At 71.3% G+C, this 14195-nt stretch carries 14 protein-coding genes; 6 read left to right on the forward strand and 8 right to left on the reverse strand.

Features of this window, described 5'->3' with window-relative positions; genetic code table 11:
• Window positions 1-107: 107 nt before the first annotated feature.
• Window positions 108-371 (forward strand): DUF397 domain-containing protein, encoded by a 264-nt coding sequence (locus ACFQ87_RS24175; protein WP_380612870.1) that lies wholly within the window; start codon window positions 108-110, stop codon window positions 369-371.
• 335 nt (window positions 372-706) lie between these two features.
• Here the strand turns inward: ACFQ87_RS24175 and ACFQ87_RS24180 are convergent, their stop codons facing one another.
• On the reverse strand, window positions 707-1246 hold the full coding sequence (locus ACFQ87_RS24180; RefSeq protein WP_380612871.1) for an ATP-binding protein: 540 nt from the start codon (window positions 1244-1246) through the stop codon (window positions 707-709).
• Window positions 1247-1664: 418 nt separating this feature from the next.
• On the opposite strand from ACFQ87_RS24180, the gene ACFQ87_RS24185 reads away from it, so the two are divergent.
• Window positions 1665-2531: a helix-turn-helix transcriptional regulator gene (locus ACFQ87_RS24185; RefSeq protein WP_355676238.1), complete on the forward strand. Its 867-nt coding sequence runs from the start codon at window positions 1665-1667 to the stop codon at window positions 2529-2531.
• Window positions 2532-2606: 75 nt separating this feature from the next.
• Here ACFQ87_RS24185 and ACFQ87_RS24190 read toward each other — a convergent pair whose 3' ends face one another.
• On the reverse strand, window positions 2607-3212 hold the full coding sequence (locus ACFQ87_RS24190) for a TetR/AcrR family transcriptional regulator (RefSeq protein ID WP_380612872.1): 606 nt from the start codon (window positions 3210-3212) through the stop codon (window positions 2607-2609).
• Window positions 3213-3444: 232 nt separating this feature from the next.
• Complete coding sequence (locus ACFQ87_RS24195) at window positions 3445-4959, reverse strand: MFS transporter (RefSeq protein ID WP_380612873.1); 1515 nt, start codon at window positions 4957-4959, stop codon at window positions 3445-3447.
• 87 nt (window positions 4960-5046) lie between these two features.
• Between ACFQ87_RS24195 and ACFQ87_RS24200 the strand changes: the two genes are divergently transcribed.
• Window positions 5047-5499 carry a MarR family winged helix-turn-helix transcriptional regulator gene (locus tag ACFQ87_RS24200; protein WP_380612874.1) on the forward strand — a complete coding sequence of 151 codons (453 nt, stop codon included), beginning with the start codon at window positions 5047-5049 and terminating at the stop codon, window positions 5497-5499.
• 33 nt (window positions 5500-5532) lie between these two features.
• On the opposite strand, the gene ACFQ87_RS24205 is transcribed toward ACFQ87_RS24200, so the two are convergent.
• The 5 genes from ACFQ87_RS24205 to ACFQ87_RS24225 form a co-directional block, all read right to left on the reverse strand.
• Window positions 5533-6480, reverse strand: coding sequence for a M56 family metallopeptidase (locus ACFQ87_RS24205; protein ID WP_380612875.1), 948 nt, complete (start codon window positions 6478-6480; stop codon window positions 5533-5535).
• Window positions 6481-6659: 179 nt separating this feature from the next.
• On the reverse strand, window positions 6660-7238 hold the full coding sequence (locus tag ACFQ87_RS24210; RefSeq protein ID WP_380612876.1) for a DUF5134 domain-containing protein: 579 nt from the start codon (window positions 7236-7238) through the stop codon (window positions 6660-6662).
• Between the two features lie 306 nt (window positions 7239-7544).
• Window positions 7545-8303, reverse strand: a complete 759-nt coding sequence (locus tag ACFQ87_RS24215) for an amino acid ABC transporter ATP-binding protein (protein WP_380612877.1) — start codon at window positions 8301-8303, stop codon at window positions 7545-7547.
• A complete protein-coding gene (locus tag ACFQ87_RS24220) occupies window positions 8300-9208 on the reverse strand; it encodes an amino acid ABC transporter permease (protein ID WP_380612878.1) in 909 nt (302 codons plus the stop codon). The genes ACFQ87_RS24215 and ACFQ87_RS24220 overlap by 4 nt, the downstream gene beginning before the upstream one ends.
• Complete coding sequence (locus ACFQ87_RS24225; protein ID WP_380612879.1) at window positions 9205-10086, reverse strand: ABC transporter substrate-binding protein; 882 nt, start codon at window positions 10084-10086, stop codon at window positions 9205-9207. Before ACFQ87_RS24225 ends, ACFQ87_RS24220 begins: the two co-directional genes overlap by 4 nt.
• A 638-nt stretch (window positions 10087-10724) precedes the next feature.
• Here ACFQ87_RS24225 and ACFQ87_RS24230 point away from each other — a divergent pair.
• The 3 genes from ACFQ87_RS24230 to ACFQ87_RS24240 are packed head-to-tail and all read left to right on the forward strand — an operon-like array spanning window position 10725 to window position 13953.
• Window positions 10725-12125 (forward strand): DUF6421 family protein, encoded by a 1401-nt coding sequence (locus ACFQ87_RS24230; protein WP_380612880.1) that lies wholly within the window; start codon window positions 10725-10727, stop codon window positions 12123-12125.
• Entirely contained in the window at window positions 12122-12880 is a 759-nt protein-coding gene (locus tag ACFQ87_RS24235) for an SDR family NAD(P)-dependent oxidoreductase (RefSeq protein ID WP_380612881.1), read from the forward strand. Before ACFQ87_RS24230 ends, ACFQ87_RS24235 begins: the two co-directional genes overlap by 4 nt.
• Window positions 12877-13953 carry a threonine aldolase family protein gene (locus ACFQ87_RS24240; protein ID WP_380612891.1) on the forward strand — a complete coding sequence of 359 codons (1077 nt, stop codon included), beginning with the start codon at window positions 12877-12879 and terminating at the stop codon, window positions 13951-13953. Before ACFQ87_RS24235 ends, ACFQ87_RS24240 begins: the two co-directional genes overlap by 4 nt.
• Window positions 13954-14195: the final 242 nt, after the last annotated feature.

Consider the following 14195-nt stretch of genomic DNA (forward strand, 5'->3'; position numbering starts at 1 on the left):
GCGTCAAGTGAGGCGTTGTGCCGGACCGGTACGGGGCCGGTCCGCTCCTTCGACGGTGCCGGGGCGCCGCGCTGGACGACAACTCCGGAGCTCTTCGGGAGACTTCTATGCACGACTCGCAGGACACGCACGGCTCGAACCACGCCTACAACGGGATGGCCGCCGCCGACCTCAGGGGGGTGGTCTGGCAGAAGAGCCGACACAGCAACTCCCAGGGCAACTGCGTCGAGTTCGCGGCCCTGCCCGGCGGCGACGTGGCGATGCGCAACTCGCGCTTCCCGGACGGTCCGGCGCTCATCTACACCCGGGCCGAGATCGCCGCCTTGCTGCTGGGGGCCAAGGACGGGGAGTTCGACCACCTGGCGGTCTGACCGGTCGCCGCTTCACCATCGGGGGGCCGTCGTGGGTGCTGACACCACGACGGCCTTTGTCTTTTCCCCGCGGGCGCTCCCGCGGGTGGGGCCGGGCCGGGTCGTGCCTGGCCGGGGCCTGTAACGCGCGGGCCAGGGTCTCCAGTGCGCGGGCCGGGGCCTGTGACGCGCAGGTCCGGGCGCGTGGCGCACGGGTCGGAGTGCCCGGCGTGGGGTGCCGGAGGCGGAGGCGGAGGCGGAGGCGGTCCGGTGTCGAAGGGCCCGAGGGGCCGGCGGAAGGGCCCGGGGCGTGGTCCTCCCGGGTCGTCCCCGAGCCGGCCGCGCGCCGCACGGCGCTAGGCCGAGCGCCGGTGCCGTCCACCGATTTCGACACGTCCGTCGAGTCCGCCGCCCTGGGCCGGCTCCGCCTCGAACATGGCCCAGACCACCTTGCCGCTGCCCAGAGGGTGCCAGCCCCAGGAGCGGCTGAACGACTCCACCAGGTGCAGCCCCCGGCCGGATTCGGCGACGAAGTCCGCCTCCCGGGCGATCGGTCCGATGCTGCTCGGATCGCTCACCGCGCAGACCACCTGGGGTGCGCGGTGCACCAGGCTTATTCGGATCGGCAGCCGCCCCTCCAGGGTCGGCTGTACGGGAAAGTCGTACTCGCCCGGGCGGCCGCCCGACGGGTCGGGCCCTGCACCGATCGCATGCCGGAGCGCGTTGGTCACGAGTTCCGAGGCCACCAGCGCGACATCGTCGAACAGCTCCATCAGGCCCCAGCGCTGAAGAGCGGTCCGGGCGAAGTCGCGCGCGGTTCTCACGGCTTCGAAGCGAGGAGCGAGCGTACAGGTGACCACATGGGGGTCAACCGCCAAAGCCGTACCGGTGCTCATGAAGAGCTCCTCCCATAAGGGGGCGGACACGGCTGGACCCGCCGGGGTCATGCCGGTCACCTCCGACTCGCTCGGCCGCTCGGCCGCCCCCTCGACCAGGCGCGCGCGCACTCGAACGCCCGATGACGCGGGGGACGCCGCCGGGTCGGTGCACGGAGTCGCGCGTGGGGTCGACGCGGAGCCCGCGGGATTGCCAGGGATGTGCAGGTGCACGTGCACCATGGTGGTGTGCGCTCACTGCAGATGCAAGAGTCGATTCACGTGCAGTCGCACTATTGGCATATGCAAGCGCCGGATGCACGTGCATCCTGGTGTGCGGAGTGCAGAACTGATAGGAACATCCGTCAGTATCGGCACCGTGAGCGCTCAACTGATGGCAGACTGTGCGCTGTTTGCCCTAGGTGGAGGTTTCGACCGCATGACCACAGTTCAGCCGGGCGGCGGCTCGATGGTCCGCCGGATCCTCCTCGGCTCCCAGCTGCGCCGCTTGCGCGAGGCGCGCGGCATCACCCGTGAGGACGCGGGCTACGCGATCCGCGCCTCCGAGTCCAAGATCAGTCGCATGGAGCTCGGCCGCGTCAGCTTCAAGGAGCGCGACGTCGCCGACCTGCTCAGTCTGTACGGCGTGGACGACGGCCTGGAGCGGGAGGCCCTGCTCGGGCTGGTCCGCGAGGCCAACAAGTCCGGCTGGTGGCACAGCTTCAACGACGTGCTGCCGGGCTGGTTCCAGACCTACGTGGGACTGGAGGAGGCCGCCCAGCTGATCCGCACCTACGAGGTGCAGTTCATCCCCGGACTGCTGCAGTCCGAGGAGTACGCGCGGGCGGTTTTCGGCCAGAGCCGGCCGGTCATCAGCGAGGAGGAGGTCGAGCGGCGGGTCAGCCTCCGCTTGCGCCGCCAGAAGCTGCTGACCGAGGGCGCCAACCCGCGGCTGTGGGCGGTGATCGACGAGGCTGCGCTGCGCCGGCCGGTCGGCGGGCCCAAGGTGATGCGCGGTCAGGTGCAGTACCTGATCGACGTCGCCGAGCAGGCCAACGTGGTGATCCAGGTCATGCCGTTCCGCTTCGGCGCGCACGCCGGTGAGTCCGGCGCGTTCACCATCCTGCGCTTCCCGGAGCAGGACCTCGCGGACGTGGTTTACCTGGAGCAGCTCACCAGCGCGCTCTACCTGGACAAGCGGGACGACGTCGACGCCTACATCCAGGTCATGGAGCGGCTCTGCGTGGACAGCCTCACGCCCGAGCGCACCATAGACCTGCTGGCCTCGATCCTGAAGGAACGCTGAGTTCCTGCCCGGCGGGGCCGCTCGGGCCCCACCGCAGGTCGTCAGCCGAGTGACCGCCCAGCCGCCCATCCGCCGTCAGCCGCGGGCCGGCGGCCGTTCGCGTTCCGGTGGCAGCGCCTGCGGCGGGCAGCCCAGCTCCCAGGGCAGGTCATAGCGGCGGAACAGGTCGGCCCGGATCGGCGCCAGCGGGATCTCCGCGCCCGGCAGCAGCACGCCGATGCAGCCGCCCATCAGCGCGCTGCGCAGCACCGCGTGCTCGGCCGCCGGGTCCGGCGCGCCCCAGTCGTGCAGCAGGCCCTGGAGGATGGCACCGAGTTGCTGCTGCTCCGGGTCCTGCACGAAGGCGCCGGTGTCCGGGTCGAGGATCAGTGCCAGGTGCGAACGCATCACCCGCGGGTGGTCCAGCGCGAGCGCGAGGACGGCGTCGATGGCGCGGGCCAGCCGGGCCTCGGGCGAGGCGTCCGGCGGCAGTTCGGCCAGTGCGCCGGACAGCGTCTGGTGCATCATCCGGTGCGTAGCGGACTGCATCAGCAGCCGTTTGCCGTCGAAGTAGTACGAGAGCAGGCCGCGGGCGAGCCCGGCCCGCTCGGCGATGTCGGTCAGCGTGGTGCCCGCGTAACCACGCTGGTCAACCAGCTCGACGGTGGCCCGCATGATGCGTCGGCGGGAGCGTTGCCGCATCTCCTCATTGACCGAATCCCCGCGAGGTGCCATCGTGTCTGCTCCGAACGTTCGTTGGCTCCGAGCCAATATACTTGCGGAGCCGGCAGCCGCGCTGTGGAACCGTGCCCTGACGGGCGCTGCCCGCGCGGCCGGGTGCGAAGACGGCCGGCTCCACCAACACGGGGGTTTGGTGGAGCCGGCGCCAGCGGCCGACGACCAGGGGTCGGTCGTGGGCGAGGGCCAGTGCGGGTCAGTGCTCGGTCAGGACTCCGGTCCGGGCCGCGGTCGGCCCGACAGGCGGATAATCATAATCCGGCACCGACGCGGGAGTTGAATTCCGGCGCCGGTCCACCAGGGCGCCCACCGCGGCGACCAGCAGGCCGACCATCGCGACCGCGGTGACGAAGACGAGCGCCGGCCGGTAGCCGTCCAGCTGGGCCTGCGGGCTGTCGCCGCCCGCGCTGCCGGCTGTGATCATGGCGGTCGCCCCGGCCAGCACCACGGCGGTTCCGACCTGGATCGCGGTGTTCACCAGGCCCGAGGCCAGGCCCTGCTCCTCGTCGGCCACGCCGTTGGTGGCGGCGATGTTCACCGAGGGGAAGGCGAGCGCGAAGCCCACGCCGAGTAGCAGCATCGAGGGCAGCACCAAGGCCGGGTAGGAGCTGTGCTCGTCCAGGCGCAGGAACAGGGCGAAGGCGGCGACCAGGGCCAGCAGGCCGATCGGCAGCAGCCGGCCGGTGCCGAAGCGGTCCACGATCGGGCCCATGAACGGCGCCGAGAGCGCGATGAACGCGCCGGCCGGCAGCAGCCCCAGGGCCATCTGCAGGGCCGACCAGCCGAGCAGGTGCTGCAGGTAGAGGGTCACCACGAACTGGAAGCCGCCGTACGCGCCGGTCATCGCGAAGGCGACCACGTTGGCCCGGGCGACGGAGCCGTTGCGGAAGATGCCCAGCCGGACCAGCGGGTGGGCGGTACGGCTCTCGATCAGCAGGAAGGCGGCGGCCAGCGCGATCACCACGGCCATCGAGCCGAGGGTGCGCAGGCTCAGCCAGCCGGCGCCCTGGGCCTCGGTGACGGTGAACACCAGCAGCAGGACGGTCGTGGTGCCAGTGATCGCGCCGAGCACGTCGTAGCCGCCCTTGGCGGGCTCCTCGGTCTGGCGGGGGAGCAGGCGGACGGCGAACGCCAGGGCGAGCAGCGCGACCGGGACGGGCATCAGGAAGGTCCAGCGCCAGCCGACCGAGGTGAGCAGGCCGCTCAGCACCAGGCCGAGGGAGAAGCCGCTGGCCCCGCAGGTGGTGTAGATGGACAGCGCCCGGTTGCGGGCCGGGCCCTCGGCGAACGTCGTGGTGATGATCGACAGGCCGGCCGGGGCGGTGAAGGCGGCGCTGACGCCCTTGAGGAAGCGGGCCGCGATCAGCAGGCCGCCGTCGTCGACCAAGCCGCCGACCAGCGAGGCGGCGGCGAAGGCGGACAGGGCGACCAGGAAGACCCGGCGTCGGCCGAGCAGGTCGGCGGCGCGTCCGCCGAGCAGCAGCAGGCCGCCGTAGCCGAGCACGTAGCCGGAGACCACCCACTGCAGGGTGGAGGTCGAGAGGTGGAGCTCTGAGCCGATGGAGGGGAGGGCGACGCCCACCATCGAGACGTCCAGGGCGTCCAGGAACATGGCGGCGCAGAGCACGATCAGGGTGCCCCAGAGGCGGGGTGTCCAGTTCAGCCCGCTGGTTGACGGGGCGTCGGGTGACGTGACGGTCGCGGTGGTCATGGGGAGGACAGTACATGCACATGCATTCAATGCAAATGAATAACATGTGAATGCATAAATTTCCGATGCACGTGCTAGGGTGGCGGCGTGGCTGAACTCGACCCCCGAGTGCTCGATTCGCCGGCGGAGGCCGGCCTCGTCGCGGAATGGCGCGAGCTGCTGGCCCGCCATGCCGCCACGGCCTGCCTGCTCGACCGCGAACTGGGCGACAAGTACGGGCTGGGCATGAGTGAGTTCGAGGTGCTGGAACGCTTGGTGGAGGGGTGCGAGGCGGACGGTCGCCACGCGCTGCGGGTGGCCGAGCTGGCGCCCACCGTTCATCTGAGCCAGAGCGCGCTGTCCCGGCTGATCGCCCGGCTGGAGAAGAGCGGACTGGTCACCCGGGCCATGTGCGAGAGCGACCGGCGGGGCATCATGCTGACCCTGACCGAGGCCGGACGGGAGCGCTACGAGCAGGCCAGGCCGCTCCACCGCGAGGTGCTCGGACTGACCCTCGGCGAGCCGCTCGGGCCGGTCTGCGGGGAGCCTACCGCGGACTGACCCCGGTGGGCTGACTCGGCGTCAACTGTGCGCTCAGAGCAGGGAGTTGAGTCCCGGGGCGACGGCCAGCAGGACGGCCGCGGCGGGCGCGGCGAGGGCGAACAGGGTCAGCCGCAGCCGGTGCGGGACGGACAGCCGCGGGCGGCCCGCGAGCAGCCGGTCGACCCGCTTCGGGGACTGCGCCAGACCGGGCGGGCAGGAGCCGAACACCCCGCGGTCCAGGTTGAGTTCGGCCAGCGCGAGGGCGGTGGTGTGCCGGCCGTGACGTCGTGCGGCCCGGTCGTCGGCCGCCAGCTCGATCAGCTCCGCCACCTGGTCCCGGAAGGCACTGAACACGCCGACGCCGGGGAAGCCGGAGGCGAGCGCCTGGGCGAACTGCTGGAGCAGGTGGTGACGGGCCCGGACATGGCCGCGCTCATGGCTCAGCACGGCCGCCAGCTCCCGGTCGGTGAGCTGCTGGAGAGCGCCGGTGGTGACCACCAGGCGGGAGTCCGGTCCGGGCAGCGACCAGGCTTCGGGGCGGACGTTCTCCAGTACCACCAGCCGCTCCCGGCGGCTCCGGGCGGCCGCGATCGCCTCGGGCAACTCCGGTGCACGGGTCGCCAGTTGGGCGTGTCGGCGGTCGCGCAGGGCCTTGGCCGTACGGGCCTCGCGGCTGAGCGCCAGCACCGTCTGCAGGGCGCCGGCCGCCAGCACCACGGCGCACAGCCGACCCCAGCCTTCGGCGTCCTGCAGGCCGTACGCGGCCTCCACGCCGTGCGGGGCGCCCGCGAACACCAGGGCGCGCAGCTCGGGCATGGCGGCGGAGGCGGCGAGGACCAGACCCAGTGCGCAGCACAGCAGTACGGCCACCACCAGGCACTGCCACACCAGCAGCGCCAGCACGGGTTCGCGCTCCACCCAGCGGGCCCGGGCCAGCCGGCGGGGCGCGACGGTCGAGAGCAGCAGTCCGAGCACCAGCAGGCCGATCAGGGCGGTCATCCCAAGGGCTCCCCGAGTATGCAGGGAACGCGACAATGCGCTCCCTGCCAACCTATGCGCTGGGGACGCCCGGTGGAACGGCTTTCGGCCGGCCAGTGACCAACGCCACGCGTGGGTGCGGCGCTTGGGCGGTGTCCGGACCGGGAGGGAAGGGCGGCGCGCGGGTGTCGGGGCGGGCGTCACATGGTCAGGAGCATGGCGAACATGCCGATGCCCATGGTGAGTCGGCAGGCCTGCGGCAGGCCGGCAGTGCCGAGGACGAGGGTGCCGGCGGGGGTGCGCAGCAGCCGGGCGCCGACCCAGAGGGAGTACCCGCCGAAGTAGAGCAACAGGGCGCCCGTCAGCAGTGGAGCGCCGAGAGTGGCGGCGTGGTGGTGGTGTCCGCCGACGGAGGCGGTCATCGCCAGGGCCATGTACGTCATGGCGAGCGCGCCGACCGCGTGGTGCAGCCGGTGTGCCCGGCCGGTGGGGGCGTAGAGGGCGGCGAGCAGGAAGGCGGCGGCGGGGAGGCCGAACAGTCCGGCCCAGACGCCGGCCGGGACGGTGGCGCCGGTGACGGCCATCGCCGCCATGCCGAGCCCCATCAGTGCCTCGGCGGCGTCGGACTCCCGGGCGAGCAGCCGGCGGGCGGCGCCGGGGCCGGGGGCGGGGACGCCGACCGGGGTGCAGGGGGAGTGCCGCAGGCGGGTCAGGCAGTAGCCGCCGGCGGTGGCGGTGAGCAGGGCGAGGAGCCAGTTGACCAGGGTGGGTCCGTGCAACGGCAGCCTCCCGGGGCGGCGGGCGGCGAACAGTGGACGGCGAACAGTGGACGGCGAACAGATGACAGATGACAGCTGACGAAATCTGTTGGTCGTCATCCGTTGTCCGTCAGCTGTTCGCTGTCATCCGCCCGCCGACACCCGTCCGCAGCGACGGTCGTCCCGTCCACGATCACCGCTCCGCCCCCGGCGGGACCAGGGCGCGTACGGGGGCGCACTGTGGTGCCCACCGTGGTGCGGCCATCCCCACGCACCCCGCTCCGCCGCACCCGACCCGTCCCGCTCCACCGGGGGCCGTCGGTCGCCTCAGCCCTGGAGCCGCCCCGAGGCGACCACCCGGCTGAGGAACCGCCGGGTCCGCCCCTCCCGCGGATCGCCGAACACCTGCTCCGGCGGCCCCTGTTCGAGCACCACCCCGCCGTCCAGGAAGCAGACCTGGTCGGCGACCTCCCGTGCGAAGCCCATCTCATGGGTGGAGAGGACCATCGTCATCCCCTGCTCCTTGAGGTCCCGCACCACCGACAGCACCTCCCCGACCAGCACCGGGTCGAGCGCCGCGGTGATCTCGTCGAGCAGCAGCAGCCGGGGCCCGGCCGCCAGCGCCCGCACGATGGCGACCCGTTGCTGCTGTCCGCCGGAGAGCCGGTCCGGGTACTCCTTCGCCTTCGCCGCCAGCCCGAGCCGGTCCAGCAGCTCCAGCGCCCTCGCCTCGGCCTCCGCCCGTCCGACCCGGTGCACCCGGCGCGGTGCGAGCGTGATGTTCTCCAGCACCGTCATGTGCGGGAACAGGTTGTACGACTGGAACACCACGCCGATCCGGCGCCGTACGGCGTCCTCGTCCGCACGCGGGTCGGTGATCTCCTCGCCGTCCAGGAAGATCGCCCCGTCGTCGATCCCCTCCAGCAGGTTGACGCACCGCATCAGCGTCGACTTCCCGGAGCCGGACGCCCCGATCAACGCCGTCACCGAGTGCTCGGGCACGGCCAGGTCCACATCGCGCAGCACCACCTGGCCGCCGAAGGTCTTGCGCACCGACTCCAGCCGGAGCACCTCAGCGCCACTCATACCGAACCTCCCTGCAACTGCCGACGGTTCATCCGGGTGGTCAGCCAGTCGGCGAACCGGGTCAGCGGAACGGTCAGCACGATGAACACCAGCCCCGCCACCAGGTACGGCGTGAAGTTGAACGAGTGCGCCGCGATGATCTTCGCCGCGTACACCGCGTCGATCGCGCCGCCGATCGAGACCAGCCCGGTGTCCTTCTGCAGGCTGACCAGGTTGTTGAGCAGCGGCGGCACCACCCGCCGCACCGCCTGCGGCAGCACCACGTACCGCATCGCCTGGGCGTTGGTCAGCCCCAGCGACCGCGCCGCGGCCCGCTGGCTCGGGTGCACCGACTCGATGCCCGAGCGGAACACCTCCGAGACGTACGCCGAGTACGTCAGCACCAGCGCGGCCCCGCCGAGCAGCAGCGGATCGGTGGTCACCCCGCTGAGCCGTAGCGCCGGCACCCCGGTGATCATCACCAGCAGGCAGATGATCATCGGCAGCCCGAGGAAGAAGTCCACGTACGCGGTGGCCAGCAGCCGCACCGGCAGGAACACCGGCCCGCGCAGCGTCCGCAGTACCGCCAGAAGCAGGCCGAACACCAGGATCAGCACCCCGCAGCCGAGCATCAGCTCCAGGTTGAGCCGCAGCCCCTTCAGCACCTCCGGCAGCGCCTGCCGCGCGTAGTCCAGGTTGAAGAAGGTCCGCCTAGTCACCTCCCAGCCGGGGGAGTTGACGATCAGCAGGTACAGCGCGACCGCCGTCAGCAGGGTCGAGGCCGTGGCGATCAGCGCCGAGCGCCGGGCCCGTCCGTGCCGGTACGCCTCGTGCGCCAGCCGCCGCTCGGACGGCCGGTACCCGTCGTCCTCCGCCGGGGCCTCGGTGACGCTGACCGGTCCGGCCGGCCCGGCGTCCCCGCTCACTTGAGCACCGGTGCCGAGACGGCGTCCGACAGCCACTGCTTCTCCAGCTCCGCCAGCGTCCCGTCCGCCCGCAGCGCGTCCACCGCCTGGGACACGCAGGCGGTCAGCTTGGAGCCCTTGTCCAGCACCAGGCCGAACTGCTCAGCCTGCGAGGCCGTCTCGAACTGCCCCACCACCTGAGCCTCCGGCACCTCGGCGCCGGTGATGTAGAAGGCCGTCGGCAGGTCCACCACCAGCGCCTCGACCTGACCGTTCTTCAGCGCGGCCTTCGCCAGGTCGTTGGAGTCGAACACGGCCGGCTGACTGTTCGGCTTGATGGTGTTGGTGATGGTGTCCAGGCTCGTGGTGCCGACCTGTGCGCCCAGCTTGGCGCCCTTCAGGTCCGCGATGCTCTTCGCGTTCGCCGCCTTGGAGTTCTTCAGCGCGATGACGGCCTGGCGCACGTCGTAGTACCCGGAGGAGAAGTCCACCGCCTGCTTGCGCTCGTCGCTGATGGACACCTGGTTGATGTCGAAGTCGAAGTCCTTGGCGCCCGGCGCGGTCGCCTTGCCGAACGGCGCGACCACCCAGCTGACCTTGTCCTTCGGGTAGCCCAGCTTGTCCGCCACGGCGTACGCCACCGCCGACTCGAAGCCCTTGCCGTTCTCCGGCTTGTCCTCGGAGAACCACGGGTCGTAGGCCGGCTTGTCGGTGCCGACGGTCAGCTTCGCGGCCGTACGCGTCGCCAACGCCCCCGGCGCGCAGCCCGCCGCGGTGCCGGCCGCGCCCGAGGCGGCGGCCCCGTCGGACTTGGCGTCCTGCGGCGCGCACGCGTTCAGCGCGGCCGCGACCACCAGGGCGGCGAGGGGCAGTACGACGGACGGCTTGCGGAGGGTCATGGCAGCTCTCCAGTGGAAGGACGGGGCAGGGCCGGGCAGGACGGGAGTAGGCGGGAGGCGCGACGGCGTGGGCCGGGCGTGCCGCGTCCCGGCGGGTCACTTCCCCCGGTGGCGGCGCCGGAACACACGCGGCATGGTCGGCGTACGGGCCCGTGTCCGCGGACGGGTCGACAACGCGTACGGGCCCGTGTCCGCGGACGGGTCGACAACGCGGACGGGTCGACGAGACGAGCGGATCAGCGACGCGGCTGGGTCAACAACGCGGCTGGGCTGACCGCTGGGGCGATAGCCGGGTCGACCGGTGGATCAACAACAGCAGCGACCGCGACCGCAACGGCCGCGCGTACGGCCGCAACAGCCGGTCTGCCGACGGGTGGGCAGCCGGAACGGGCCGTCGTGGCGTTCGGCCACCGTGATCACCGCCGGGAACATGCCGGGAGGTTCGCATCAGAACGGCGCCTCTGTCCAGGACATCCAGATCACTGTCCACATGCCGGACAAGTCGCGCCCCCGGCGCAGGTTTTCGGGCCGCAGTGGGGGCGCGCCGGAGTTTTGCCCGTCCTGACCCCCTTGAACGGGAGAACCTTTCGTACTTATGGTGTCCCCGTTGAAATAACTCCTGTCGAAGTGAGTCCACGATGCAGAATCTTTCGCCAAGGCTCGCTGCGGCGGCCGACGCCCCGGTTTCGACCCTCGCCGGCCACCCGGCGTGGCTGCGCCTGAAGGAGGCCGTCGAGACGCTGCGTCCGCTGCAGTCCAAGGACGGCTCGATCGACCTGTCCTCCGTCCAGCGGCACACCGTCGACCCCCTGGTGGCCACCGTCCGGGCCGCCGTCGAGGAGCTCGCCCCGGAGTTCCCGCACGACGCCGCCTACCTGGCCGCCGTGGACGCCGACCTCGCCAAGTGGGCCGACACCGGCTACCGGGAGCCCGACTTCCTGGACTCGCTGCTCGCCTTCCAGCCCGCCGACCAGCGCGAGGACGGCCTGGAGCACCTGGTCGTCTTCCCGATGTACACCCAGAACGGCAACCCGGACCGCAACCTGGAAGCCGTGCTGCTGCAGGTCGTGTGGCCCGACTGGCTGGCCGAGCTGGAGCGCACCCGCTTCGACAACCCGATGTTCGTGCCGATCACCTTCACGGACTTCACGGCCGGTTACGACACCAACTCCGCCGTCCTCTTCCCCGAGACGGTCGCCGTCCGCAAAGCGCCGGAACGTTTCACCTGGGGCGGCATCTTCTGCGACCGCGAGGCCGCCCGCTTCCGCGCCGTCTCCACCAGCGCCGTCCAGCAGCTCGGCCTGGAGATCCCCGCCGACGCCGAGGGCCTGCTCGAGGACCAGCAGCGTGCGCAGGAGACCTTCGTGCTGTGGGACCTCGTCCACGACCGCACCCACAGCCACGGCGACCTGCCGTTCGACCCCTTCATGATCAAGCAGCGCAGCCCGTTCTGGATGTACGGCCTGGAGGAGCTCCGCTGTGACCTCACCACCTTCAAGGAGGCGGTGAAGTTGGAGACCGAGGGCAACCCGCACGCCCGCGACGTCCAGTACGCGATCCTGTTCGACCGCCTGTTCCGCTTCCCGGTCAGCGGCGACCGCGTCCGCAACTACGACGGCCTCGGCGGCCAGCTGCTCTTCGCGTACCTGCACAAGCACGACGCGCTGCGCTGGCGCGACAACCGCCTCAGCATCGACTGGGACCGCGCCCAGCAGGTCACCAACGCGCTCTGCGGCGAGATCGAGACCCTGTACCGCGACGGAATCGACCGGCCCAAGCCGGCCCACTGGATCGCCGCCTACCAGCTGGTCTCCCGCTACCTCACCCCGCACCCGGCCTCCACCTGGGCCAAGGGCCCGGAGGCGCTGCCGCTCGACATCACCGACGGCAAGGCCCTCAACAAGGCGCTGTGCGACGCCGTGCTCCCGGACGAGTTCCCGCTGAGCATGTTCTACGAGGCCCTGTCCAAGAAGCTCGGCGGCGTCATCGCCGCCACCGCCGGCATCACCGGCGCAGGCATCCAGGGAGTTGCCGCGTGACCACCACCCCCGACACCAAGCTGGCCGGCAAGGTCATCGCCGTCGCCGGAGCCAGCGGCCCGGCCGGCCAGGCTGTGCTGCGCCGCCTCGCCGCCGACGGCGCCACCGTGATCGGTGCGGACATCGACGCCCGGCGCCTGGAGTCCGCGCTCGACGCCACCCGCATCGCGGTGCGCGGAGCCAAGGTCAGCGGCCAGGTGATCGACCTGCTCGACCCGCAGGAGGTCCACGACTGGGCCGACCACCTGGAGGCCGAGCACGGCCACGTGGACGGTCTGTTCCACCTGGTCGGCGGCTGGCGCGGCAGCAAGACCTTCTTCGACACCCGCCTGGACGACTGGGACTTCCTGCACGACACCGTCGTGCGCACCCTCCAGCACACCTCGCTGGCCTTCCAGCCCGCGCTGGTCCGCAGCCCGGCCGGCCGCTACGCGATGATCTCCGCCGCGGCCGCGCACAAGCCCACCGCGGGCGGCGCCGCCTACGCGGCCGCCAAGGCCGCCACCGAGGCCTGGACCCTCGCCATGGCCGACTCCTTCAAGAAGGAGACCACCTCCCCGGACGGCGAGCCCACCGCGGCGGCTGCCATCCTGGTGATCAAGGCGTTGGTCAGTCCTGAGATGCGGGCCGAGAAGCCGGAGGCGAAGTTCGCCGGCTTCACGGACACCGCCGACCTCGCCGGACACCTGGCGGACCTCTGGGACCGCCCCGCAGCAGAACTGAACGGACAGCACCTGTGGCTGACAGCCCGATGACCGAGCTCACCAGTACGGACGCGGTACGGCGACACGACCCCGCCGTCCGTGGCTTCGCCAGCGACAACTACGCCGGCGTGCACCCCGAGATCCTCGCCGCGATCGCCCTCGCCAACGGCGGCCACCAGGTCGCCTACGGCGAGGACGACTACACGGTGCACCTGCAGGACGTGTTCCGCCGCCACTTCGGCGAGAAGGCCGAGGCGTACCCCGTCTTCAACGGCACCGGTGCCAACGTGGTCGCCCTCCAGGCGCTGCTGCCGCGCTGGGGCGCCGTGGTCTGCGCCGAGACCGCCCACATCCACGTGGACGAGGGCGGCGCTCCGGAGAAGATGGGCGGCATCAAGCTGCACCTCGTCTCCACTCCGGACGGCAAGCTCACCCCCGAGCTGCTCGACCAGCAGGCCTGGGGCTTCGGTGACGAGCACCGCGCCCAGCCGCTCGCGGTCTCCATCACCCAGAGCACCGAGCTCGGCACCCTCTACACCGCCGACGAGATCCGCGCGATCACCGATCACGCCCACCAGCTGGGCATGCTCGTCCACGTCGACGGCTCCCGCCTGGCCAACGCGGCCGCCTCGCTCGGCCTGCCGATGCGCGCCTTCACCACGGACGCGGGCGTGGACGTGGTCTCCTTCGGCGGGACGAAGAACGGCCTGCTGCTCGGCGAGGTCGTGGTGGTGCTCAACCCGGAGCGGGTGCGCAACATCAAGTACCTGCGCAAGACCTCGATGCAGCTCGCCTCGAAGATGCGCTTCCTCTCCGTCCAGTTCGAGGCGCTGCTCTCCGGCGACCTCTACCTGCGCAACGCCGGCCACGCCAACGCGATGGCCAGCCGGCTGGAGGCGGCGGTCCGGAAGATCGACGGCGTCGAGATCGTTCGACCGGTGCAGGCGAACGCGGTGTTCGCGATCCTCCCGCGCGAGGTGAGCGAGCGGCTGCAGAAGCGTTACCGCTTCTACTTCTGGAACGAGCACACCGGTGAGGTCCGCTGGATGTGTGCTTTCGACACCACGGAGGCCGATATCGACGCCTTCGCGGCGGCCATCGCCGAGGAGATGGGCCGCGCCTGACGGTGTTCCATCTGCGGATCGTCCCGTCCCGCGACAGCAGGGCGGGGCGATTTGCATGTGGCGGGTCGGTCCCCGTACAGTTCCGGAGTCGCCGCGGGAGACCGGGGTGACAAAGTGGAAAGCAAATCCGATGAATGAAACTCCGGTAAACGGAGCGGAAAACATCTGATAAGCTGGAAACACGAAAGAACGAAGCGCCCGGAGGGCCCGCTGGAAGGCGGTCCGAAGGAAGCGTCCGTTCC

Origin of the sequence: Kitasatospora sp. NPDC056531 (assembly GCF_042794375.1) — a bacterium.
Taxonomy (GTDB): Bacteria; Actinomycetota; Actinomycetes; order Streptomycetales; family Streptomycetaceae; genus Kitasatospora.